Source organism: Desulfotignum balticum DSM 7044, assembly GCF_000421285.1.
Lineage (GTDB): Bacteria > Desulfobacterota > Desulfobacteria > Desulfobacterales > Desulfobacteraceae > Desulfotignum > Desulfotignum balticum.
In genome coordinates this window covers 4123584-4148057 of the sequence record NZ_ATWO01000001.1, presented here as the reverse complement: position 1 = coordinate 4148057, position 24474 = coordinate 4123584, and the positions used below count along the sequence as shown (strand labels likewise).

Genomic DNA, 24474 nt, shown 5'->3' with positions numbered 1-24474 from the left:
AGCAATCATGTTTACATTCATTCACGCGGCGGATATTCACTTAGACAGCCCGTTGCGCGGGCTGTCCAGATATGAGTCCGCCCCTGTTGATGCCATTCGGGACGCATGCAGAAGAGCGTTCAAAAACCTGGTGGATCTGGCCATCGAAGAAAAAGCCGCTTTTGTGCTGCTGGCCGGAGATCTCTATGATGGGGACTGGAAAGACTACAGCACCGGGATATTTTTAAGCCGGCAGATGGGGAGACTGAATCAGCACGGCATACGGGTATTTGCGGTTGCAGGAAATCATGATGCCGCAAACCGGATGACCAAAGCGTTACAGACGCCTGCCAACATGAAGATGTTTTCAGCCGGCAAAGTGGAAACCGTCACACTGGAAGACTGTTCCGTGGCCATTCATGGACGCAGTTTTAAAGCCCGGCATGTGGATGAAAACCTGGCCGCGGGATTCTGTCAGGGCCTCAAAGGCATGTTCAATATCGGGCTGCTGCATACCAGTCTCGACGGCCGGGAGGGCCATGCCGCCTATGCACCCTGCACCCTGGATGATCTTTGCTCAAAAAATTATCAGTACTGGGCCCTGGGGCATGTCCACAAGCAGGAAATCGTTTCTAAAGATCCTTTTGTGGTGTTCCCGGGATGCATACAGGGCCGGCATATCCGGGAAAGCGGTCCCAAGGGCTGTGTGAAGGTCACGGTTGAGGAAGATGCCGTCACACAGATGGAACCCGTGTCTCTGGATGTCCTGCGGTGGACCCTGACAAAAATCGATCTGACCGATATGGAAGACCTCCGGGATGTCTTCGAAAAAGTCCGGGAAACCATTGAACAGGAAAGGGCACAGGCAGAAGACAGGCCCCTGGCGATGAGAATAAAACTGACCGGGGCTACAAAACTGTCTGATCACCTGGCCGCGTTTCCGGAAAAACTGGAACAGCAGATCAAAGCGCTGGGGGCTGAAACCGCCGGCGATGATGTCTGGATTGAACGGGTTGAAAACAGGACCCTGGGAAAGTATGATCTGGAAACCGTTCTGGCCGATGACACATCTCCGGGACAACTGCTCAGGGCCATTGTCTCAACCCCTGAGGATCCGGGTCAGATAGACGGTCTGGAAGACAAACTGGCGGAACTCCGGCAGAAAGTGCCGCCGGAAGCCTTTGGCACGGGGTCCATCCTGGATTTGAGCGACAGACAGGTCCTTGAGCGGATCACCAGGGAAGCCAAAAAAATGCTGATCGGCAGACTGCTGGCAACAGGAGAGGAAAAATGAGAATCAACCGCCTCGACCTCATTGCTTTCGGCCGGTTTACAGAAAAATCCCTGGACCTGTCAGAGGGGGATCAGGGGCTGCATCTGATTTACGGGGATAACGAAGCCGGAAAAAGTACTTCATTGCGGGCTTTGACCAACTGGCTGTTCGGCATTCCCGCCAGAACCGGCGATAATTTTGTTCATGCAAATCCCCAGCTCAGGATCGGCGGGGAATTGCAGCTCTCCACCGGAGAAACCATCGAATTTATCCGGAGAAAAGGAAATAAAGACACCCTGCTGGAATATGGCAGTGACGCGCCCCTGGATGAAACCCGGTTCAGACGGTTTCTTCCACCAGGTATCGATGAAACCATTTTCACCCGGCTCTGGGGGATTGACCATGAAAGACTGATTGCCGGCGGCCGGGAGCTGCTGGAACAGTCCGGGGACCTGGGCCAGGCGTTGTTCAGTGCAGCGGCCGGGACGGCAAACCTTCGGGACATATTGATGGAGATGCAGAACCGTGCAGTTGATATCTTCAAGCCCCGGGGATCCAAAGCCGTCCTGAACAGGGCTATCTCAGAATATAAAGATGCGTTGAAAAGGATGCGGGAAGCCTCCCTGCCCGTTTCTACCTGGAAAGCGCTGCAAAAAGATTTATCCACGATCAGTGCCGCGATTCATGAGGTGGAACAAAAGATCGATGAAAAGAACAAACAGAAAAGCGGTCTGGAACGAATCAACCGTGTCAAAGGGGCCCTGGCCCAGCGACGAAGCTGTCTGGCGAAAATGGACGCTCTGGGCACGGTACTGCTGCTGCCGGAAGATTTTTCAGATCAACTGAAAACAGTCAGACAAACGCTTCAACACGCATTGGACGCAAAAGAACGCCTCGAGGCCAGACAGGATGCCCTGAATAAGGAGTCCGGATCTCTGCGGGTTCGGGAGGATCTGCTGAAAAATGAAGATGCCATTTCACGGCTCTACAAAGAACTCGGTGCGGTGGAAAAAACCCTGGCGGACCGGCCCGGTCAGGATGGAAAACGGCGGCTGCTGCGAAATGAAGCCCAGACCCTGCTGAAGGGGATCCGGCCGGACATGGGTCTGGATGACGCCGATCATCTCAGGCCGCATCTCAACAATAAAAAATGGATCTCGGAACTGGCCCAGAATAAGAGGTTGTTGATCCAGAAACAGGACGGGCATAAAGCCGCATTAAAGGATCTCCAGGACGAAATAAAGTCGCTTGAAAGCAAGCTGGAAAACCTGCCGCAAAAAGACATCGATTTGACGGAGTTGAAAGCGGCAGTGGCCTCGGCACGCAAAGCCGGCGACATCGAGCAGCGCCTGAACGATATCAGGATCCAGGCGGCACAGGAAAAAGCCGCCTGCGAAAACGAATTTGCAAGACTGGGGAACTTTCACGGGAATGCAGACGCCTTATTATCCATGGGATTGCCTGTTTCTGAAACCCTGGACCGGTTTGAAAAAGAAACCGATGACCTCATGGAAAAATCCAGAACCGCCTCCCAAAAAAAACAGGAAATCGAAGCGGAAAAAAGGCAGGCGGAACAGGAGTTAACAGCACTGCTGTTAAAGGAAGATGTGCCGAAAATTGCCGACCTGGAGTCGTCCCGGAAGGACCGTGACCAGGGATGGTCATTGATTAAACAAACATATATCCAGGGGCATGATATCGGCGACCGTGTTCAGGCATATACATCCGGATCTGATTTGCCGGCCGTGTATGAAAAAAAGGTTGCGCTGGCAGACCAGATGTCCGACCGGCTGAGACGGGACGCGGACCAGGTGGTGAAACGGGCGGACCTGGAAGCCAAAATTGATCACATGACATCTCGAATCGCTGAACTGTCAACGATTCTCGAAAAAATAAAAGAATCTCAGGCAGATCTGGACAACCGATGGGCCGCCATCTGGAATCCGTTGAATGTCGCTGCCGGCACCCCCCGGGAAATGAAGCAGTGGGTGCTGAAAGCGGAACGGCTGATCGAAAAGATTCATGCGGCAAAGGAGATTTCAGCCAGAGAAAAAAAACTGGGGGAAGAATGCGATCTTCTGAAAAGATCGATGTCACGCCGGATCGCCGGGTTTGATTCCGGGGCAAACATACAGGGAAAGAGCCTGGAAGCACTGATTTCACTGTGTGAACAGCGAATCGAGACAGAGCAGTATGTCCGGGACAACCGTCACAGAATTGAGAATTCACTGAAAGATCTGCGCATCCGGCTGAAACGGACCAAAGATGACCTGAAAACCGTTGAAACCGGTTTGATCACCTGGACGGGTGAGTGGGAAAAAGCCATCTCCGGCCTGGGTTTGAATCCGGATACCCACCCGGAAACCGCCCTGGAAACCTTTGATCACCTGGTGTCGTTCTTTAAAAAATTTGATCAGTCTGAAGAGCTGCGGAAACGAATTTACGGCATGGACAAGGTCAAAGAGGATTTTCACAGAAAAGTCCACGAATTTGCCGGCAGTATGGAAATGATGACAGAGGGTCAGGATGCATTGAGAGTTGCCGGTCAACTCCATCGGGACCTGAATGCGGCCCGGGAAGCCCGGGCAAGTTTGATCAAAATCAAAGATCAGATGGATGAAAAAAAACAGGAGATCAAAGACGTCACCATCACCATCCGACAGTCCCAGGAAAAAATCAGTGAATTGAAAACACAGGCCGGGGTGGATACGGTTGAGAAACTGATCGAGGCCGGGGAAAAGTCAAACCAAAAACGGGACCTGCTCAAACAGATTGAAGCGCTGGAACAGGAACTGAACCGCAATGGAGACGGCTTTGGCATTGACGCGCTGGAAAAAGAGGTAAGCCGTTCAGATATTGACGGCATCAAAGGGGACATAGACAGAATATCCATTGAGCTCAAAGAACTTCAATCCGAGAGAGACACGCTGCGGGACCAGCGGCAGACCATTCAGCATGATATCCGGCAGAATGACGGGAGTGCCATGGCGGCCGGCGCGTCTGAAGAAGCAGAAGCCCACCTTTCCAGCATCACACAAAATGCCGAGCAGTATCTGCGTTTCCAGATCGCCTCCCTGATCCTGGAGCAGCAGATAGAAGCCTACAGAAAAGAAAACCAGGCCCCTGTTTTAGGCAGGGCCGGTGAATTGTTTTCAACGCTGACGCTGGGCTCTTACGCAGGTCTGAGGGATGAACTGGATGCTTCCGGAACGCCGGTGCTGCTGGGTGTTAGACCGGACGATCAGGAGGTGGCCATCGACGGCATGAGTGACGGATCCCGGGACCAGCTCTATCTGGCCCTGCGCATTGCCACGCTTGAGCAGCATCTGACAAAGGGCGAACCCATGCCCTTTGTGGTGGATGATATCCTGATCGGGTTTGATGATCACCGAACCCGTGTCGGCCTGGAGGTGCTGGCACAACTGTCAAGACGCATCCAGGTCCTGCTTTTTACGCACCACAGACGGGTGCTGGAACTGGCAGACACCTGTAACGACACCGGTAAGATCTTTCAGCACGCGCTTTCCTGACGAATCGAACAGGGCCTGAAGAAGACAATTGAAAATACAGAATCCCATAGCGTTTGTTGACACGGAAATTGACCCTGAAAGAGGTCGGATTCTTGATCTGGGCGGCATCAAAGAGGACGGGAACACGTTTCATTCCGGTTCTGCCGCCGGGTTTGCCGAATTTTTGAAGGGCTCCCGGTTTTTATGCGGCCATAATCTCATTCGTCACGATTTGACTTATATCGTACAAGCGGTGGAAATCGCGGGCATTGACCGGGCTGATATGATTGATACCCTGTTTCTGTCTCCCCTGCTGTTTCCCGCCAGGCCCTACCATGCCCTGGTCAAGGACGACAAATTACAGACCCAGGATTTGAGCAATCCGTTGAATGATGCCGTCAAGGCCAGGGATCTGTTTTATGACGAGGTGGCTGCGTTTGCGCGGGCAGACAGGGATTTACAGCAGATCTTTTTTTTTCTTCTGCATGACAAGCCCGGATTTCAGGGATTTTTCAGGTATCTGGGGTTTTATGGAGATGACACCGCCGGCATTGAAGATCTGATCCTGAAAACATTTCATTTAAAGATCTGCAGTAATGCGGACCTGGGAAAACTGATCACGGAATTTCCCGTGGCCCTGGCCTTTTGCCTGTCCCTGGTTCATGCAGATGACCGGTATGCCATCACCCCGCCCTGGGTGTTGAAAACCTGTCCTGAAATCGAGTCAGTGATCTATCTGTTAAGGAATCATCCCTGCCTGACCGGGTGTGACTACTGCGGCCAGGCCCTGAATATCCACCGGGGCCTGAAACAATTTTTCGGGTTTGATTCCTTCCGGACCTATGGCGAAGAACCCCTTCAGGAACAGGCGGTTCAGGCCGCGATCGACGGGAAATCCCTGCTTGCGGTTTTTCCCACCGGGGGTGGCAAATCCCTGGCATTCCAGGTGCCGGCCCTCATGAGCGGAGAAAACGCCCGGGGACTGACCATTGTCATTTCTCCCTTGCAGTCGTTGATGAAAGACCAGGTGGACAACCTGGAAAAGGTGGGGATTACCGATGCCGTCACCATCAACGGTCTGCTGGATCCCATCGAGCGGGCCAACGCGTTTGAGCGGGTGGAAAACGGCACGGCATCCATTCTTTATCTGTCTCCGGAATCGCTGCGGTCCAAAACCATTGAACACGTGATCCTGAAAAGAAATATCGTCCGTTTCGTGATTGACGAAGCCCACTGTTTTTCCGCCTGGGGCCAGGACTTCCGGGTGGATTATCTGTATATCGGTGAGTTCATCAAAGCAGTCCAGGAAAAAAAGCAACTGGAGGACCCGCTCCCTGTGTCCTGTTTTACTGCAACCGCCAAGCCAAAGGTGATCCAGGATATCCAGACCTATTTCAAAGACGGCCTGCACCTGGATCTGGAAGTGTTCCGATCCCGTGCGTCCAGAACCAATTTGCAGTACAGGGTGTTTTTCAGGGACAATCCAGAGGAGAAATTCCACACGCTCAGAGATCTGCTGGATCAAAGGGAATGCCCCACCATTGTGTATGTGTCAAGAACCTACCGGGCCTATGACCTGGCACGGCGGCTGACGGCGGACGGATACCCTGCAAAACCCTATCACGGCAAAATGGACACCCATGAGAAAATGGAAAACCAGGATGCCTTCATCAAAGGGGATGTAAGGATCATGGTGGCCACCTCCGCATTCGGTATGGGCGTGGATAAAAAAGATGTCGGCATGGTGATTCATTACGACATCTCGGATTCCCTGGAAAACTATGTCCAGGAAGCCGGCCGGGCCGGCAGGGATGAAACGGTCACGGCAGACTGTTTTGTCCTGTTCAATGAAGAGGATCTTGGCAAGCATTTTATTCTTTTGAATCAGACCCGGCTCAATGTCAAAGAGATTCAGCAGGTCTGGAAAGCGGTCAAGGATTTGACCCGGTTCCGGTCCAAAGTCTCCAATTCCGCCCTGGAAATTGCCAGAAAAGCCGGGTGGGATGATAACATCGCTGAAATCGAAACACGGGTCAAGACCGCCATCGCAGCCCTGGAAAATGCGGGATACCTGAAGCGGGGCCAGAACATGCCCCGGATATATGCCAACAGTATCCTGACCAAAAACGCCCAGCAGGCCATTGACCGGATCACGGCCTCGGACCGGTTTGAGGAAAAACAGAAGCAGCAGGCAGTTCGGATCATCAAGAAGCTGTTTTCAAGCAAAACCAGAAAACAGGCCAACGATGAGGTGGCAGAATCCAGAGTGGATTACATCAGTGACCATCTGGGCATTGTCAAAGAAGAGGTCATTCGTATCATCACCCTGCTCAGGGAAGAAAACATACTGGCAGATGCCAAAGACCTGACGGCATTTATCAAAAAAGGGGAAAAAACCAACCGGTCCCTGGGCATTCTGAAGGTTTTTGCAGGACTTGAAGCCTTTTTACTGACACACATGGCACAGCAGGAAATCGTTTTTCATATCAAAAAACTCAATGAGCAGGCAGCGGAAAACGGGTGTGCCGATGCCGATCCCGCCAAAATTAAAACCCTCATCAATTTCTGGGCCATCAAACACTGGATACACAGACCCCATGCGGATTATGCAAAACACACCTTTGCCGCGGCCCTGAACGAGCCCCGGGAGGTGTTCCGGCAAAAACTGGAAAAACGGCATGAACTGGCCCGGTTCATTGTGGAACGGCTGTATGAAAAAAGCAGAAAAGAGACTGCTGAAAATATCACGGCAGGGTCTGTTGAGGGTGAATCCGCCATGGGAGAGGACCTGGCGCTGGTTGAATTTTCCGTGCTGGAGTTAAAGGCGGCGTATGAAACCCATGGATCTTTGTTCCGGCAGGAAACCTCGGCGGAGGAAGTGGAAGATGCCCTGTTTTATCTGTCCAGGATCGGTGCGATACGGATCGAAGGCGGATTTCTGGTGGTCTATAACCGGCTGACCCTTGAACGGCTGGAAATGGACAACAGAAGACGTTACAGAATCGAGGACTATAAGCAGCTGGGAGAGTTTTACGAGAACAAGGTGGCCCAGATCCACATCGTGGGCGAGTATGCCAGAAAAATGATCCGGGATTACAAGGCGGCCCTGCAGTTTGTGGAAGATTATTTTCAGTTGAATTTTGCGTCGTTTCTCCGCCGGTATTTCAAGGGCAGCCGGGGAGATGAGATCAAAAGAAATATCACGCCCGCCAAATTCAGGCAGCTTTTCGGAACCCTTTCTCCGGCCCAGTTACAGATCATCAACGATAACAAGACCCAGTACATGGTGGTGGCGGCAGGACCGGGAAGCGGCAAGACACGGGTCCTGGTGCACAAGCTGGCATCCCTTCTGTTAATGGAGGACGTCAAACATGAGCAGCTGCTCATGGTGACCTTTTCAAGAGCTGCGGCCACGGAATTCAAGAAACGGCTCATTGCACTGATCGGCAATGCCGCCGGGTTTATCGAGATCAAGACCTTTCATTCCTATTGTTTTGACCTGCTCGGAAAAATCGGCACCCTTGAAAAATCGGGCGGGATTATCCGGAAAACCATTGCCAAAATCAGGAACGACGAGGTGGAGCCTGCCCGGATCGCCAAAGCCGTTCTGGTGATCGACGAAGCCCAGGATATGGACGCGGATGAATACGCGTTGATCCGTGTTCTGGCGGATCAGAATCCGGACATGCGGATCATTGCCGTGGGAGATGACGACCAGAATATTTATGAGTTCAGAGGCGCCAGCTCCAAATATCTGGAACAGTTCATTGCCGATAAGAACGCAGTCATGTATCAGCTTGTGGAAAATTTCCGGAGCAGACAGAATCTGGTTGAATTTTCAAACCTGTTTGCTGCAAAGATCCGCCGCCGGTTGAAAGACACCCCTGTTGTCGCCCGGCAGGCCGGCTCCGGAAGCATCAGAATCGTCCGCTATCGCAGCCGCCATCTGGTCTCTTCCCTGGTTCAGGACCTTGTTTCCACACGGCTTGCCGGGACCATCTGCGTGTTGACCCACACCAATGAAGAAGCCCTGCAGGCAGCCGGCCTTCTGCTGAAAAACCGGATGCCGGCAAAGCTGGTCCAGACCAATGAGGGGTTCAATCTGTACAATCTGTCGGAAATCAGATATTTTCTGGACCAGCTCCATCTGAAAGACGATACGTTTATCATAGATGTTCAGGTATGGGAAGCGGCCAGGCGAAAATTGGAGAATGATTACAGAAACAGCGCGAAACTGGATATCTGCCTGAACATGATCAAGGGGTTTGAGGCGGCCAATCCGCAGAAAAAATACCGGTCCGATCTGGAGGTGTTTATCCGGGAATCCAGACTGGAGGATTTTTCAGATGCCGCCGGGGATGTCGTTCTTGTATCCACCATGCACAAAGCCAAAGGAAGAGAGTTTGATCATGTGTTTATCCTGCTGGATAATTTCGACCTGAGCACTGATGAAAAGAAACGCCTGGTGTATGTGGCCATGACCCGGGCGAAACAGAATCTGACCATCCATCTGAACGCCCCTTTTCTCGATGATCTGCCGGTTCAGGGAATGGCGCGGATCGATAATCATGAACAACAGTTTCCCCCGGATCAGCTGGTCATGCAGTTGGGCCACAAAGATATCTGGCTGGATTATTTTATGGGCCGGCAGCGTGAAATTTCACACCTGAAAAGCGGGGATGGATTAATCGTGCGTGACAACCGCTGCCTGGACAAGAAAGGGGTGCCCATCGTCACATTTTCCAGATCGTTTTCAAACAGACTGGAAAAACTTTGCCGGGCCGGGTATGCGCCTGCCCGGGCCGCTGTGAATTACATCGTCTACTGGCAGAAAGAAGATTCAGAAAAGGAAATCAGAATTGTCCTGCCGGAACTGTTTTTGGAAAAGAAGACCGGATGCTGATTCGGAAATTTAACTGCCGGAATCATAAACCAGCAGCCACTGCTGCGTAAAACCGTTACCCAAGGCTCCCGGCCGAACAAGGAAAATAAAGGGATACAGATTGAATCAGTTTTTTTTATTGATGACAGCGGTTTTTTTATGTTTTTCAATAACAGCATGCAGCCACGTACCTGATTCCCGGCGAAGAGCGCAAGGCCAAGATCGAACAGAACATGCATGCAGCCACGCACCTGATTCCCGGCCGTTAAAAAACAATGCCGTGTCAAATAAAGAAACCGTAACAGATCGATTGTACTCACAATACGATAAATGGAAAGGTGTCAGATATAAAATGGGCGGGCTGAGTAAAAATGGTGTTGATTGTTCAGGCTTTGTCTATTTAACCTATCTGGAATTATTTGATAAAAAATTGCCTCGTTCCACCAGGTTACAGTCTCAGATCGGTAAAGAAATTCAAACAGACAAACGCCGTTCAGGGGATCTGGTGTTTTTTAAAACCGGTTGGACGGTAAGGCATGTAGGCATTTATTTAGAAAACAGTTCATTTATGCATGCATCCAAGAAAAAAGGGGTTATGATTTCGAGGTTGGATGATCCTTATTGGAAATCAAAATATTGGAAAACAAAACGGGTCGGTTTTTAAAAATGAACCCCCTGCACGTCAGTGGATCAACCCGAGCACGCCGATAATAATGAGATAAACGGCAACGATATAATTCAATAATTTCGGCATAATAAAAATCAATATGCCGGCGAGAAGAGAAACTACGGGTTGTGGTGAGATATCTAACTGCATGGCTTTGTCCTTTCCAAACGCGGCATGAACCGATATTTCATCCGTTCATGGACTCGATTATGGGGTAAACGTTTCATTCTTTCTTGTTACTTCAATCTTTGTGCCAGCGTTGTAACATGCAGGGCTGTTTTCCATATCTATCTGATTTCGTTTGATCAATCAATTACAAGCGTAATATCGGGTTGCCATGCGCAGCCATAAAAAAAAGATCATATGCGACCAGTGGCCATATATGGCCGGGTTTTTGGGAAGGCTCCCATCACAGGTCCCATGGAACTGCAGATGGAGGCGCTTGAAATTTTAATTGATTTTATCCCATAAGCATGCCATTTAAGCGGTTCACACAATCGGCGCATAAAAAGGAGAAACCATGACAAACGATGATTTCAAAAGCAGGGAAAATTCAAAGCCGTGCCGTGTTGTATCGCGCCGTTGCTTTATAAAAGTTACCGCCGGCACCGTTGCATGTGTTTCTTTGGGTCCATGGATGCTTGGATGCAAACACGGTGACAGCGGGGTTGTAAATGTCCCGCCTTATTCGATTGATTCCGATGTTTATACGACGCTTGATAGAACCATTGAGCCCGAATTAACATCAAAGGCTATTTTACCGGAAGATCTCAACCTTATTTCAGAATACGATCAAAATGGATATGGTGTCTGGACGTATGGCGGACCGCTGGTTTGTGAACAGCGCGTCGATATCATGGGGGACTATTCCCCTCCGCAAAGCAGTCATTGTGCCACATTGTTAAGATTTTTCAGCATCACGGATATCCATATCACGGATAAAGAATCGCCTTCCCAGTTGATCTATATGCAACAGCTGAATTCATGTGGTTTCGAAGCCGGTGTCACGTCAGTTTATTCGCCTGTCATGATGTACACACCCCATGTGCTGGATGCAGCGATCCAGACGGTAAACGCCCTGCATAAAAAAGATCCCGTCGACTTCGGCATCTCTTTGGGGGATACCTGCAACAGCACCCAGTACAACGAGTTAAGGTGGTATATCGATGTCCTTGACGGCAAGGTGATCCAACCCAGTTCCGGTGCGCATGCGGGCGCCGATGATATCGATTATCAGAAACCTTTCAAAGCCGCCGGGCTTGACCCGTCGATTCCCTGGTATCAAACCATCGGCAATCACGATCATTTCTGGCTTGGCTCCATCCCGCCGGACGGCAGATACGGCGATGACCCGAAATTGCGGGAATCCTGCATCAGCGACCAGGTCATTGCCATGTCAAATACAGTCTGCCGCGCCAACGACATATACAGCCATAAAAACCCTGAAGAGACCCTTTACTATATGGGCGTCCTTGACGGCACGACCCCGAACGGTAAGATCATAAAATATGGTCCGGTTGACAACTTCAGCACGCCCCCCGAAATTGTTGCCGACCCGGACCGCTATTCACTGACCAAGACCCAGTGGATTGAGGCGTTTTTTAACACCTCGACCAAACCCGTTGGCCATGGCTTTGACCGGGTGCCTCCGGGACAGGAGCCCGGCTTTGCCTGTTACAGTTTTATACCAAAAGCGGAAATACCCATTAAAGTGATTGTCCTGGATAACACCCAGAGGGAAGACGACCAATCCACGGCCATCCACGGGCATGGTTTCCTTGATAAAGCCCGCTGGCAATGGCTTAAAGAAGAGCTTGCGGACGGAGATGATCAGGATCAACTCATGATCATTGCGGCGCATATCCCCATTGGCGTTCAAAAAGCAGGAACCTTTATGGAGTGGCTTGATAATTCCGCCAACCCCGATGCGCCGCAAAATGCGGTGGACCTGCCCGAATTACTGGAAGAACTTCACCGCCATCCCAATCTGCTGATGTGGGTCGCCGGTCATCGGCATGTGAATGCCGTTAAGGCATTTGAATCACCTGATCCGGTCCACGCGCCTGAAAATGGTTTCTGGCAGGTGGAAACCTCATCGCTGCGTGATTTTCCCCAGCAGTTACGCATGTTTGATATCAAGCTCAACAGCGACTACACGATTTCCATTTTCACGACCAACGTGGATCCGGCAGCCAAACCAGGCACGCCTGCCTGGACCTCCCGCAAGTATGCGGTGGCAGCCCAGCAGATTGTCAACACCGGGGTGATATATCAAGCGGATCATCAGTCCAACTACCGGGTCGACCCAGCCACTCAAACCGAAGTACGCGTGGATGGCAGAGTTGTAATGGACCCGGGCATTCGGCCGATGCCGACGGGTTCGTATAATGCTGAGCTGCTTAAACAGCTGAGCCCGGCAATGACAGCGAAGATGCAAATGCTGTTTCCCACAATTTAGGCAGATCTCAGGCGGCTTTTTTTACCATCAATTCTCTTGTTTTTGCCACTTCCGTACTCGCCACATACTCATCAAAGCGCATCAACCGGTCGATAATACCGGCGGGTGTGAGCTCGATGACCCGGTTGACGAGCGTATTGACAAATTCATGGTCATGGGAGGTGAAAAGCACCACCTCGGGAAAATCGATCAGGCTGTTATTCAATGCCGTGATGGATTCGAGATCCAGGTGATTGGTGGGCTCGTCCAGGATCAGGACATTGGATCGGGCAAGCATCATGCGGGAAAGCATGCAGCGCACTTTTTCCCCGCCGGAAAGCACATCCGTGGTTTTGAGGGCTTCCTCCCCTGAAAAGAGCATACGTCCCAAAAACGTGCGGGCAAAGCTTTCTCCCTCTTTGGGCGGGGCAAACTGAAGCAGCCATTCAATCAGGTTCAGGTTTTGGTTGAAATACCCCTGGTGCTCTTTGGGAAAATAGGAATGGCTGATGGTGGTTCCCCACCGGTAACTGCCTGTATCCGGTTTCATTTCTCCTGCAATGATCTGGAAAAGGGTGGTTTTGGCCAGGCTGTTATTTCCCATGAAAGCGATTTTGTCGTTTTTATTGACGGTAAAACTGACATTATCAAGAATCTTTTCCCCGTCAATGGTCTTTGAAAGCCCTTCCACTTCAAGGATAATATTGCCGCAGGGCCGTTCCGGGGTAAACCGGATAAACGGATAATTTCTGGATGATACGGGCATGTCTTCAATGGTCAGTTTTTCCAGCAGTTTTTTTCTGGACGTGGCCTGTTTGGACTTGGAGGCATTGGAAGAAAATCTCTGGATAAAGGTCTTGAGTTCATTGGCCCGGTCCGTGATCTTTTTGTTGTCAGCCTGTTTTTGCTTCAGGTTCAACTGGCTGGCCTGGTACCAGAAATCATAATTGCCCGCATACACGGCAATTTTATTAAAATCAATATCGGCAATGTGGGTGCAGACCTGATTCATGAAATGCCGGTCATGGGATACCACAATGACGGTATTTTTAAACCGGTACAAAAAGTCTTCCAGCCAGGCGATGGAGTGAATGTCCAGATTGTTGGTGGGCTCATCGAGCAACAGCACATCCGGGTTTCCGAACAGGGCCTGGGCCAGGAGCACCCGGACTTTTTCACCGCCTTCCAGTTCTTTCATTTTTCTGGTGTGCAAAGGTTCTGCAATACCCAGATTTTTGAGCAGGACCGCTGCTTCAGACTCTGCATCATATCCGTTCATTTCCTCAAATTCAATTTCCAGCTCTCCGGATCTCAGACCGTCTTCATTTGAAAAATCAGGCTTTGCATACAAGGCTTCGCGTTCAGCCATGACTGCATACAGTTTTTTGTGCCCCATGATGACCGTATCCAGCACCCCGTGGGTGTCAAAGGCAAAGTGATCCTGTCGTAACACGGCAATTCTTTCTTTGGGGCCCACACTGATGTCGCCGGCATCCGGTTCAATCTCTCTGGCCAGAATTTTTAAAAAAGTGGATTTTCCCGCCCCGTTGGCCCCGATAAGCCCGTAACAGTTTCCGGGTTTGAACATGATGTTTACATCTTTGAACAGCACCTGTTTGCCATAAGCCAGGGCGATATTGTTTGCACAGATCATAATGTATATTCGCTTCCTTAGGTATTCAATAAAAAAAACCACAGGAAAAGTATCCTGTGGTTGAAAAAATGAACTGTATCATGTCGTTTTTTTAAATAAAATGCAAGACTTTTATCTGTTCAGGACATTGTGAATATTTTGGTTATCCGGACAAACCATTTTGTTGGCTTGATATCTGAAAAATGATATGGAAATACAGTCCGGTTTTCAACAAACCAAAAAGGAGACAGCATGCTCAATTTTCAATTATCCGACACCCAGAAAGAGATACGCAGCAATGCCAGGCGGTTTGCCCTCAAAGAAGTGCTGCCAAAGGCCTGGCAGTATGATGAAAAAGACCAGACCCCCATGGATGTGCTTGAAAAAGCCTTTCATGCCGGGGTGATGAATTCGGACATCCCAAAAGCCTATGGCGGCAAGGGATATGGCCTTTTGGAAGGGGCGTTGATCACCGAGGAGATCTCCGCGGCCTGCCCTGGGATCGCCACCTCCATTTTTGACAATTCCCTGGGCATGGAGCCCATTATCCTGTCGGACAATGAAACGGCGAAACAGAAATATCTCACGGATATTGCCAAAAATTTCAAACTGATCTGTTTTGCTACTTCTGAGGCGTTCATGGGCTCTGATGTTTCCGGTATCCGGTGCCGGGCGAAAAAAGAAGGCGATGATTATATTCTGAACGGCACCAAGTTCTGGATCACCAATGGGGGCATTGCCGACTACATGACCATTTTTGCCACGGTGGATCCAGACAAAAAGCATGACGGGATCTGTGCGTTTGTCGTTGAAAAAGAATGGGAAGGGGTGGCCGTGGGAAAACCCATCCCGAAAATGGGGCAGCGCTGCTCCAACACGGCTGGATTGTCCTTTCACAATGTCCGGGTGCCGGCTGAAAATGTCATTGCAGAACCTGGAAAGGGATTTATGCTGGCCATGAAAACCTTTTCCCGGACCCGGCCCATGATCGGGGCCTTTGCCGTGGGCGCGGCCAGATCCGCCATGGAATTTGCCATCTCATATGTCAAAAAGCGCAAGGCCTTCGGCACCCCAATCGTCAATTTTCAATCCCTTCAGTTCAAGATTGCCGAGATGTTTCAGAAGATCGAGACCGCAAGGCTGCTTGTTCACAAGGGCGCCTGGGAAGCGGACAATCTGCCTGACCCCACCATCTCTGCATCCGTTGCAAAAATGTATGCCACAGAAGCAGCCTGGGAGGTGGTGGACGAAGCCCTCCAGATACTGGGCGGGTTTGGATATACCCAAATGTTTCCTGTGGAAAAACTGATGCGGGATATAAGGCTTTACCGGATTTACGAAGGCACCAGCGAAATCCAGCGAATGATCCTGGCAGGCCATGCATTGAACACCTATGAGCCGGTCATGCCGGATTTGTCTGAATTCCCCGTATCAAAAGATAAACCGCTTGAAAAAGATGCCGGGATCTGGCGCTGTTCCATGTGCGGGCATGTCCATTACGGAGAAGAACCGCCTGAGACCTGCCCGGTCTGCCTGTTTCCCAGGGGAGCGTTTAAATTGTACGGGCATGACAGCCATGAATAAAAAGTTGATTTCCTGTCAGGTCAATGACCTGTCCCAAGCACCTGACACAGCCTTGTTTGATTTTGCAAACAAAGAAACCGTCCGGCATGTCCATGATTTTCATCGCAGCCTGCCGGGTTACAGGCCCACCCCGCTGGTCCGGCTGCCGGGCCTGGCCGGTTATCTGGGAATAAACCAGCTGTGGATCAAAGATGAAAACCATCGCTTTGATTTAAAGGCGTTCAAAGTCCTGGGGGCCAGTTATGCCATGGCAAAATGCCTGGGTGACGTGATCGGATTAGATGATGATGAATTAACCTACCATAATATCATTGCCCGCAAATCCGCCTATGATCACATCACTTTTGTGACGGCCACGGACGGCAATCATGGAAGGGCCGTTGCCTGGGCTGCGAAACAGTTCGGCTGCAAAGCCGTGGTGTATCTGCCCAAAGGGTCTTCATTGATCAGATTGGAAGCCATCCGACATTATGGGGCCCAGGCATCGATCACGGGCATGAATTTTGATGACAGCGTAATGCATGCCAGCCGCAAAGCACAGGAAAACGGCTGGACACTGCTCCAGGACACCTCCTGGGAAGGGTACGAAACAGTTCCGCGCCATATCATGCAGGGCTATTCAACACTGATAACCGAATCCATCGGCCCGGGAAAAAAGCATCTTCCGACCCATGTCTTTGTACAGGCCGGTGTGGGATCGTTTGCCGCTGCCATGGTTGGAACCCTTGTCAGCCTGGCCGGCGGGGATGCACCGACATTTATTGTGGTGGAACCTGAAGGCGCCCCGTGTCTGTTTGAATCCATTAAAAATGGGGAACGGGTCAGGATCAAGGGTGATTTGGCCACTATCATGGCAGGACTGTCATGCGGGGAGCCCAGTCTGATGGGCTGGGAGATACTGAAATCAGGTGCCCATGCCTTTTTGATGTGCGCGGATGAAATCGCCCGGAAAGGGATGAAGGTGCTGGGCAATCCTTTGGCAACAGATCAACCTGTCATTTCCGGAGAATCCGGTGCTGTGACACTCGGCGCATTGTTTGAAATAATGACTGCCAGACAGAACATGAAAATAAGAAAGGATATCTGCCTGAACAGCGATTCCAGCGTATTGCTGTTTTCAACGGAGGGAGATACGGATCCGGATCTGTATCGTGACATTGTCTGGGGTTAGAAAAGGGGTGAAAATGTACAGAAAAGCGATTTCCCCGGGGTGTTATGATCGCAGTTTTTTGTCCAACCAGTCCGCCACAACCTGTTTGATCCGTGTCCGTCTGTCAGAGGGCGGCAGGGTTCGGCAGATGGCGTCGATGTAGCCTCGGTCTTTGACCTGCTGCAGGGCCGGTGTAAAATTGATGTCAAACACCCACCCGATCTGGAGCAGCTTGAAATCATTCAGGTTCTTTACATGGCGGGCATTTACGATGTCTTTATTTACCACACGGTCGTACACCTGATCTGAGATGTCGGAAGTATCGGCCAGGCCCAGTTCAACGGCCGGGTTGTCCTCCTGGTTCCGGTGCTGGTAATGGTCGATGAGCACCCGCCAGATATCCAGTTTGTCCGCATCCCGCAGCAGCCTTGCATAAAACAGGCATTCTTCGGTGTCATCATCCGGCAGTGCGGCCCGGTTGTGATAAGAGATCACCCGGCAGATCAGGTCTGCCTGATCTGCGGGCAGGCAGTCCAGCACCTGGTGTTGCTGCAGAATTTTTACCCCCAGCTCGGCATGGTTTTCTGATCTGTGGTCCACAAAGGTGCGGTACCGGGCATACTGTGCAAACCGGCCGATATCGTGAAACAGGGCCATGACGGCAGCCAGGTCCCGGGATTCGTTATCCAGGCCCAGTTGATCCGCCATCCACAGAATTTCCTGAACCACCCGGTCTGAATGATCTTTTTTCAGCCGGATGTTTGTCACCACATCCAAGGCGGTGTTTTCTCCGGCTGTGAACCCTGCCACATACCGGTCAAACCAGTTTCTGAACATATCTTTTTTTATTTTTGTTTCCATGATACACCGCATAGATAAGAACATGCTCATATGTAAATGTCAAACGTTCTATCTTACTTTTTATGGCATATGATTCAGGAGATAAACGATTCAGGAGAAATACCATGACACGCAAATCAACAAGAGCACTGTTCACGATTTTAGCGGCTCTGCTTGCAGCTGTTCTGGCCCATTGGGGCTGCGACCGGTCAACGCGGGCGGAAGCCAGTGATCTTCAGCTAACCCGCACGGTGGTGATGTCCGGACTCAGTGATCCCTGGGATCTGGCATTTGCCCCGGACGGGACCATGCTGTTTACGGAAAAATGCCGGGGGCTGTCTGTGCGCACTTTGGATGGGACGGTCCGGCGGTTGTTTGGAACTGCCGGTGCAGCGCTGCCGGCCCAGGATTTTTTCTGCCAGGGACAAAGCGGGATGCTGGGGGTGGCCCTGGATCCGGCGTTTGATGAAAACCGCCTGGTGTACGTGTACATGGCTTCAAATGCCGGCGGGACTAAGACCAACCGGGTGGTACGACTCAGGGTTGACAAAGATTACGCGGGTGTTTCCGACCGCAGGGACATTGTCACCGACATCTCATTCAAGCAGTCATTGAACCGGTGGGGCGGTGCCGGCGCCCACAGCGGCGGCCGCATCCGGTTCAGCCCGTTTGATGGCACTCTTTACGTCACCACGGGCGACAACCATGACGGGCCGTTGCCCCAGGACCTTTCCCGCCTGGGGGGCAAGATCCTGCGCATCGATGGTGACGGCAACCCGGCGTCCGGGAACCGGGCCCCGGCCGGCGGTGATCCGCGCATCTACACGTATGGCCACCGCAATGTGCAGGGCATTGACTTTCATCCTGCCACGGGCCGGGCCTTTGCCAGTGAACACGGCCCCGGCCATGACGATGAGGTAACCCCCCTGGCACCGGGCGGCAACGGCGGCTGGGATCCGGCGCCGGGAAAAGGGGTGTCCTGTCCGGCGGATTATTGCGGGTATATGTCCAATAATTCCGAGGGCACACCAACATCCATGACCGACCTGGACCGGTTCCCGGACGCACTCAAACCATCATGGAACAACCGGGGTGTTTCCGAGGGGATGAGCCCGTGCGTCTTTTTGAAAGGATCTCTTTGGAAGGGCTGGGAGAACCGGTTGGCAGTGGGATTTCTGCGCGGGAAACGTATTGAGCTATTGGAGATGGACGCGGAAGGCATGACGGTCGGAACCGCTGTGGTCGCCGGCCTGCCCACAGAGCGGATTCGATCTCTGGTCCTGGGGCCAAAGGGCGCACTGTATGTGGCCATTGACGCAGGGGAGATCTGGCGGCTGGAAAACGCTGCTCAATAAGCAGCGCAGGATCAAAATCCGGCCCATGGCAGACATAAGTTATCGTCCTTTGGAATTGAAAAACCGGTTCAAAGTGCGTATAAGTTCAATTTGGTTGTGTGATGCTGACTGGCTGGTGTGTCAGGCGGAATCAAATGGTTAATAAAATATCATAAGGAAACTTTAAATGGGTATTATATCCTGGATTATCATGGGATTGACCGGTGGATATTTGATGGATGATTAGCACGGAAACACTGGCTGTTGCCTGCGGCATCGGCAGTGCCGCCGCCTGGGGAGCCGGGGATTTCAGCGGCGGGATGGCGTCCCGCAAAGGCAATGTGCTGAAGGTGGTGCTGGTTTCCCAGTTAATCGGGGGCCTGTTCCTGCTGGGGATGGCTGTTTTTTCCGGGGAAGCCATGCCCCCGGTCCGGCACCTGATGTATGGGGCATTTGCCGGGGTTTTCGGCAACATCGGGCTGATTGCGCTGTACCGGGGGTTGTCCACGGGGCGCATGGGCATTGTGGCGCCGTTGTCAGCCGTACTCACGGCTCTGGTGCCCATCGGATATACGGCAGTTTATGCCGGCCTGCCCTCCATGACCCGGTTTGCCGGGTTTGTGTGTTTCGGCATTGCCGTGTGGCTGTTGTCTTCGGCAGATACCGGGTTCCGCATGACCGGCCGGGAGCTGTTGCTGTCCTGTATCGCAGGTGTCGGTTTTGGCCTGTTTTTCATTTTTATCGATAAAGCCAATGACCTGGCTATTTTCTGGTCTTTGGTCTGGGCCCGGGTGGCATCGGTTGCCTTTTTATTCACCGTGGTGATGGTGGTGGGAAAAACAGGCACTCCCAAGGCGGGGCAGTGGCTTTTCATTGTCATGAGCGGGGTCCTGGATGCCCTGGGCAATCTTTTGTTTTCCACGGCCGCCCACCTGGGCCGCCTGGATGTGTCCGCCGTGCTGTCATCGCTTTATCCGGCTGCCACAGTCCTGCTGGCCTGGCTGTTTCTCAGAGAAAAACTGCGGCGCCGTCAGTGGATGGGAGTGGGAATCGCATTTATCGCGTTGGGACTGATTTCCATATGATGAATCCAACCGCTTCTCATACGGATGTTTATGATGAAACCGCCCAGGTATACCGGGTGGCGGGATTTGCTTTTTTACTGAACCTGTTTTTAGCGGTCATGAAAGGGTTTCTTGCCGTGTCATCCGGCAGTCTGGCCATCATGGCCAGTGCCATTGATTCCGGGACGGATGCCATTGCATCGTTCGTGATTTACGGCGGAGTCAAACTGTCCACCAAAAAAACAAAAGCATTTCCCCTGGGATTGTATAAGCTGGAAAATGTGGCATCCGTTCTCATTGCCATATTTATTTTCATTGCCGGGTATGAAATTGTCGGTCAGATTTTTTCAGGTTCCCAGGCACCTCCCCGGATACCGCTGCCCTATATCTGGCTGCTGCTGGCGGCCACGCTGATGATCTTTTTTTTCGGGCGGTATGCCATTCGTGTCGGCCAAAGGACCCATTCCCCCACATTGATTGCCGAAGGCCGGCACCGCCAGGTGGATGTGCTGTCGTCCATCGTGGTTCTGATTGCTGCATTTATGGGATATCTGGGGGTGGAGTGGCAGGTCTGGGGGATATCCATCGATCAGATGGGGGCTTGTCTGATTCTGGTGTTCATTGTCCGGGCCGGGTGGGATCTTTTGTCTGACGGCATGCGGGTGCTGCTGGATGCGTCCATTGATTTTGCCACCCTGGACCGGATTCAGGAAATTATTAAAAAAGATCCACTGGTGGACCGGATCGTTGATCTGTCCGGCCGGAATGCCGGCCGGTTTCAGTTTATCCACGCACAAGTGACAGTCAGAACACAGGATCTTGAAAAAGCCCATCAGGTCAGTGAGCATCTGGAAGCAAAAATTCGGGAACAGATCCCGCATATAGAAAAAATCACCATTTTATATGAACCTCAGAAAAGAACCCGGGTCCGGATTGCCGTGCCTCTGGCAGATGAAAACGGCCGGATCAGTGCCCATTTTGGTGAAGCCCCATTGTTTGCGGTGGTTCAGGTTCAGCGCAGGGATCAGGCCGTTCAGAAAAAAAATTTAATGAAAAATCCATATACGGCCACTGAAACCGCCAAAGGGATCCGGGTGGCGGAATGGCTGATAAACGCCGGTGTCGATCATGTGGGCATGAAAGAAGATGTCTCCCGCAAAGGGCCGGGCTATGTGCTGGCCAATGGCGGGATCAAGGTCCATCTGATTTCCTGCGACCATCTTGATACCGCCATTGATGAGATTATGGCAACCGACATTTGAATTCAGCAGTTTTTTCTGCCGCAACCGCCGCCCATACCGCGACCGCCGCCCATGCCCTGGCCGCCGCCGCCTCCCATGCCGCGACCGCCGCCGGCAACGCCTCTGCCGCGACCACCACCGCCCATACCTCTGCCGCCGCCGCCCATGCCTCTCCCGCTGCCGGGCGTACCCTGGCCCTGGCCTGTGGCCGGCGCTCCGGATGTGCCTGAAGGCGCTTTTTTAAAAGCTTCCACTGCCTGGCGGACGTTGCCGGCATGACCCGTATACACGGGGATATTCTGGGCGTTAAACACATCCATGGCTTTGGGACCGCAACTGCCGGTTAACACCGCCGCAGCACCTTTGTCAATCACAAACCCGGCCGCCTGAACGCCGGCCCCGCTGGTCTGGGAATTGTGATCATTGGGAAACCCTTGAGTTTCCATGGTATCGGTATCGATAATCAAAAAATAGTCGCACCGGCCGAACCGTTGATCGATCTGGGCATCAAGATCCTGACCCGAGGCACTGACTGCTATTTTCATTTTTCCTCCTGTAAACGCTGTTGTATGATTGATTCAAAGTTTGGTGTCACACCGCCATTTTTTCGGCAATTTTTTTAAATGCCGCTGTAATGGGGGATTGGGTGAATTGCTGCTGAAATGCCATCCCATTGTCGCTGCATCTGACCATTTCCGGATCAAAGGCAATTTTGCCTAAGAAAGGGATGTCATAGTTCCGGGCTGTTTTTTCACCCCCGCCTTCGCCGAAAAGCTCCACAACCTTGTGGCAGTGGGGGCAGGTGAATCCGCTCATGTTTTCAATGATGCCGAAAATCTCCATCCGGACATTTTTACAGAAACTGATGGATTTCCGGATATCCGCCAACGCCACTTCCTGGGGCGTGGTCACGATCACGGCTTTGGCGTCCGGGATCAGCTGGGCCACGGTCAATGGTTCGTCCCCCGTACCCGGAGGACAGTCGATGATCAGGTAATCCAGATCCCCCCAGCTGACATCTCCGATGAATTGACGGATGGCGCCGTGTTTGACCGGACCCCGCCAGATCACAGCTTCATCCCTGTTGGGCATCAAAGATTCCATGGAAATGATTTTCAGGTGATCTGAATAGGCAATAGGGACCATTTTCTGGGTATCATCCGCTTTTAACATGCCGGATATTCCCAGCATGTGCGGGATATCCGGACCATGCAGATCCACATCCAGCAATCCCACCTGATGGCCCATACCGGCCAGGGCAATGGCCAGGTTGACAGACACGCTGGTTTTTCCCACCCCGCCTTTGCCGCTCATAATAATAAATTTTTGTTTGATTCTTGTCAAAGACTGTCTGGCTTGTTCATCCGGGTCCGGACCCGGCATCTGGCCGGCAATTTGACCCTTGTTTTTAGTAGGTGTTGCCATGTTGGGTTTCCTTTTGGTTGAGCGATATTTGATATGTCATGACCTTTTTAAAGTCGGTTTGGTTATCACTAAAGACTGAAAAGCAAGGTTCGTACCATGTGGTATAAAAAAGAAAATCACCTGAAACCCTTATGTTTCGGGGCACCGACGGATGCGGGCACACGGGGGCCCGGCACAGACAGGTTGCAGTGCTGCGATATTTTTGTATAAAGTCGCATTATTGCCTCAAGGCGTGATTCCGAACTAAGAATTGACAATTCAGCCATGTTGTGTGCATATTACCGGATCAATATTAACGCTGAAAAAAGGAGTCAACAATGGCGGGTTTGAACAAAGTGATGCTCATCGGAAACCTGGGCCGGGACCCGGAAATCCGGTATTCCCAGCAGGGGTTGGCAGTGGTGAATTTTTCAATTGCCACCAGCGAACAATGGACGGATAAAAATACCGGAGAAAAACAGGAAAAGACCGAGTGGCACCGGGTGGTGGCATTTGGCAAACCAGCTGAAATTCTGGAGAAGTATCTGTCCAAAGGCAGCCAGGTGTACATTGAGGGCCGGCTTCAGACCCGGAATTATGAAAAAGACGGCCAGACCCACTACATCACGGAAGTGGTGACCAGCAATTTTCAGTTTCTGGGCGGCCGGTCCGACAATCAGGGCAATGATCAGTCTTCGGGCGGATATCAAAAAGAGCCGTCCCGTGGCGGATACCCGCAGCAGGGGGGGGCAGCACCCAGCCAGCAGAACTTTCAGGGATCGACCCGTCCGGGTGGGGGCCAGCCGCCGATGCAGGATGAGGATATTCCTTTTTAAGGCCGCTCAGTTTCTGGGGTTTTCCTTTCGCCACTGCCGGGGACTTTTATATTGGCTGCCCTGGACCCACATGCCGATCCGGCGTTTTCTGGCCTGATCCTGGGCTGCCAGATAAGGGGCGGCATCGAATGTTTTGGGCATACTTCCCTGATACACTTCTGCCAGCCCCGTTTTCACCATTTCCAGATTCATGTTGATGTCATTGATGAACACTTCCGCCAGAATCCGGTTATAACCGCCCAGACCATAGGTTTTCAATGTCACCGACCGGTCATGGATCCGGCGGCCCAGGTACTGGTGTGCTTTTCTGCTGTAAGGCTGGCCCGGTTTTCTGCTGCCTCCGGTTTCCGGTGCGTCAATGCCCACCATGCGTATTTTAAGGGTCAGATCCAGGCCTTTGACCAGCAAAGAATCGCCATCATACACCTTGACTACCTTGAACTGCCGCTCGGATGAGACCTGGTTCCGGGTTTCTGATTCAAGCACCTTTGCATGGTCGGCATTTCCCGGCGGGGAAACATTGGAAAAATGCCGGACCCCGTCTGAATCGATCCAGGTGAACACATCCCCTGCTACCGGCATGACAAGGCCCAACAGCGCCAGAAAAAAGACCAGATATTTAAGCAATCGACTCATGGGGA

Annotated in this window: 17 protein-coding genes; 11 read left to right on the top strand and 6 right to left on the bottom strand. The window is 51.8% G+C overall.

The features are described 5' to 3' along the window. Positions 1–7: 7 nt before the first annotated feature. The 4 genes from K365_RS0120690 to K365_RS0120675 all read left to right on the top strand — a co-directional run bounded on the left by K365_RS0120690 (position 8) and on the right by K365_RS0120675 (position 10307). Positions 8–1273 (top strand): metallophosphoesterase family protein, encoded by a 1266-nt coding sequence (locus K365_RS0120690; protein ID WP_024336122.1) that lies wholly within the window; start codon positions 8–10, stop codon positions 1271–1273. Next, a complete protein-coding gene (locus K365_RS0120685) occupies positions 1270–4782 on the top strand; it encodes a YhaN family protein (RefSeq protein ID WP_024336121.1) in 3513 nt (1170 codons plus the stop codon). The genes K365_RS0120690 and K365_RS0120685 overlap by 4 nt, the downstream gene beginning before the upstream one ends. A gap of 28 nt (positions 4783–4810) precedes the next feature. Next, positions 4811–9664: a RecQ family ATP-dependent DNA helicase gene (locus K365_RS0120680; protein WP_029725647.1), complete on the top strand. Its 4854-nt coding sequence runs from the start codon at positions 4811–4813 to the stop codon at positions 9662–9664. A 100-nt stretch (positions 9665–9764) separates the two neighbouring features. Continuing rightward, positions 9765–10307 (top strand): NlpC/P60 family protein, encoded by a 543-nt coding sequence (locus tag K365_RS0120675; RefSeq protein WP_024336120.1) that lies wholly within the window; start codon positions 9765–9767, stop codon positions 10305–10307. Positions 10308–10325: 18 nt separating this feature from the next. Here K365_RS0120675 and K365_RS27545 read toward each other — a convergent pair whose 3' ends face one another. Beyond that, complete coding sequence (locus K365_RS27545; RefSeq protein WP_006968572.1) at positions 10326–10460, bottom strand: DUF3096 domain-containing protein; 135 nt, start codon at positions 10458–10460, stop codon at positions 10326–10328. Positions 10461–10830: 370 nt separating this feature from the next. On the opposite strand from K365_RS27545, the gene K365_RS0120665 reads away from it, so the two are divergent. Beyond that, positions 10831–12768, top strand: a complete 1938-nt coding sequence (locus tag K365_RS0120665; protein WP_006968571.1) for a TIGR03768 family metallophosphoesterase — start codon at positions 10831–10833, stop codon at positions 12766–12768. Between the two features lie 7 nt (positions 12769–12775). On the opposite strand, the gene K365_RS0120660 is transcribed toward K365_RS0120665, so the two are convergent. Further along, positions 12776–14401, bottom strand: a complete 1626-nt coding sequence (locus K365_RS0120660; RefSeq protein ID WP_006968570.1) for an ABC-F family ATP-binding cassette domain-containing protein — start codon at positions 14399–14401, stop codon at positions 12776–12778. A 231-nt stretch (positions 14402–14632) separates the two neighbouring features. On the opposite strand from K365_RS0120660, the gene K365_RS0120655 reads away from it, so the two are divergent. Together K365_RS0120655 and K365_RS0120650 are read left to right on the top strand one after the other, a co-directional pair. Next, positions 14633–15964 (top strand): acyl-CoA dehydrogenase family protein, encoded by a 1332-nt coding sequence (locus tag K365_RS0120655; RefSeq protein ID WP_024336119.1) that lies wholly within the window; start codon positions 14633–14635, stop codon positions 15962–15964. Continuing rightward, positions 15957–17135, top strand: coding sequence for a diaminopropionate ammonia-lyase (locus K365_RS0120650; RefSeq protein WP_006968566.1), 1179 nt, complete (start codon positions 15957–15959; stop codon positions 17133–17135). The genes K365_RS0120655 and K365_RS0120650 overlap by 8 nt, the downstream gene beginning before the upstream one ends. A 42-nt stretch (positions 17136–17177) precedes the next feature. Here K365_RS0120650 and K365_RS0120645 read toward each other — a convergent pair whose 3' ends face one another. Then, complete coding sequence (locus K365_RS0120645; protein ID WP_169432973.1) at positions 17178–17975, bottom strand: HD domain-containing protein; 798 nt, start codon at positions 17973–17975, stop codon at positions 17178–17180. A gap of 104 nt (positions 17976–18079) precedes the next feature. Between K365_RS0120645 and K365_RS0120640 the strand changes: the two genes are divergently transcribed. The 3 genes from K365_RS0120640 to K365_RS0120630 all read left to right on the top strand — a co-directional run bounded on the left by K365_RS0120640 (position 18080) and on the right by K365_RS0120630 (position 21614). Further along, positions 18080–19309, top strand: a complete 1230-nt coding sequence (locus tag K365_RS0120640) for a PQQ-dependent sugar dehydrogenase (RefSeq protein WP_024336117.1) — start codon at positions 18080–18082, stop codon at positions 19307–19309. A 218-nt stretch (positions 19310–19527) separates the two neighbouring features. Continuing rightward, a complete protein-coding gene (locus K365_RS0120635) occupies positions 19528–20373 on the top strand; it encodes an EamA family transporter (protein ID WP_024336116.1) in 846 nt (281 codons plus the stop codon). Further along, complete coding sequence (locus K365_RS0120630; protein ID WP_024336115.1) at positions 20370–21614, top strand: cation diffusion facilitator family transporter; 1245 nt, start codon at positions 20370–20372, stop codon at positions 21612–21614. Before K365_RS0120635 ends, K365_RS0120630 begins: the two co-directional genes overlap by 4 nt. 2 nt (positions 21615–21616) lie before the next feature. On the opposite strand, the gene K365_RS0120625 is transcribed toward K365_RS0120630, so the two are convergent. Both K365_RS0120625 and K365_RS0120620 read right to left on the bottom strand, forming a co-directional pair. Beyond that, positions 21617–22138: a NifB/NifX family molybdenum-iron cluster-binding protein gene (locus tag K365_RS0120625; RefSeq protein WP_006968561.1), complete on the bottom strand. Its 522-nt coding sequence runs from the start codon at positions 22136–22138 to the stop codon at positions 21617–21619. A 46-nt stretch (positions 22139–22184) separates the two neighbouring features. Beyond that, a complete protein-coding gene (locus tag K365_RS0120620) occupies positions 22185–23018 on the bottom strand; it encodes an Mrp/NBP35 family ATP-binding protein (RefSeq protein ID WP_024336114.1) in 834 nt (277 codons plus the stop codon). A gap of 317 nt (positions 23019–23335) precedes the next feature. On the opposite strand from K365_RS0120620, the gene K365_RS0120610 reads away from it, so the two are divergent. Further along, positions 23336–23833: a single-stranded DNA-binding protein gene (locus K365_RS0120610; protein ID WP_006968559.1), complete on the top strand. Its 498-nt coding sequence runs from the start codon at positions 23336–23338 to the stop codon at positions 23831–23833. Positions 23834–23839: 6 nt separating this feature from the next. On the opposite strand, the gene K365_RS0120605 is transcribed toward K365_RS0120610, so the two are convergent. Next, entirely contained in the window at positions 23840–24469 is a 630-nt protein-coding gene (locus K365_RS0120605) for a thermonuclease family protein (protein ID WP_024336113.1), read from the bottom strand. Positions 24470–24474 lie beyond the last annotated feature (5 nt).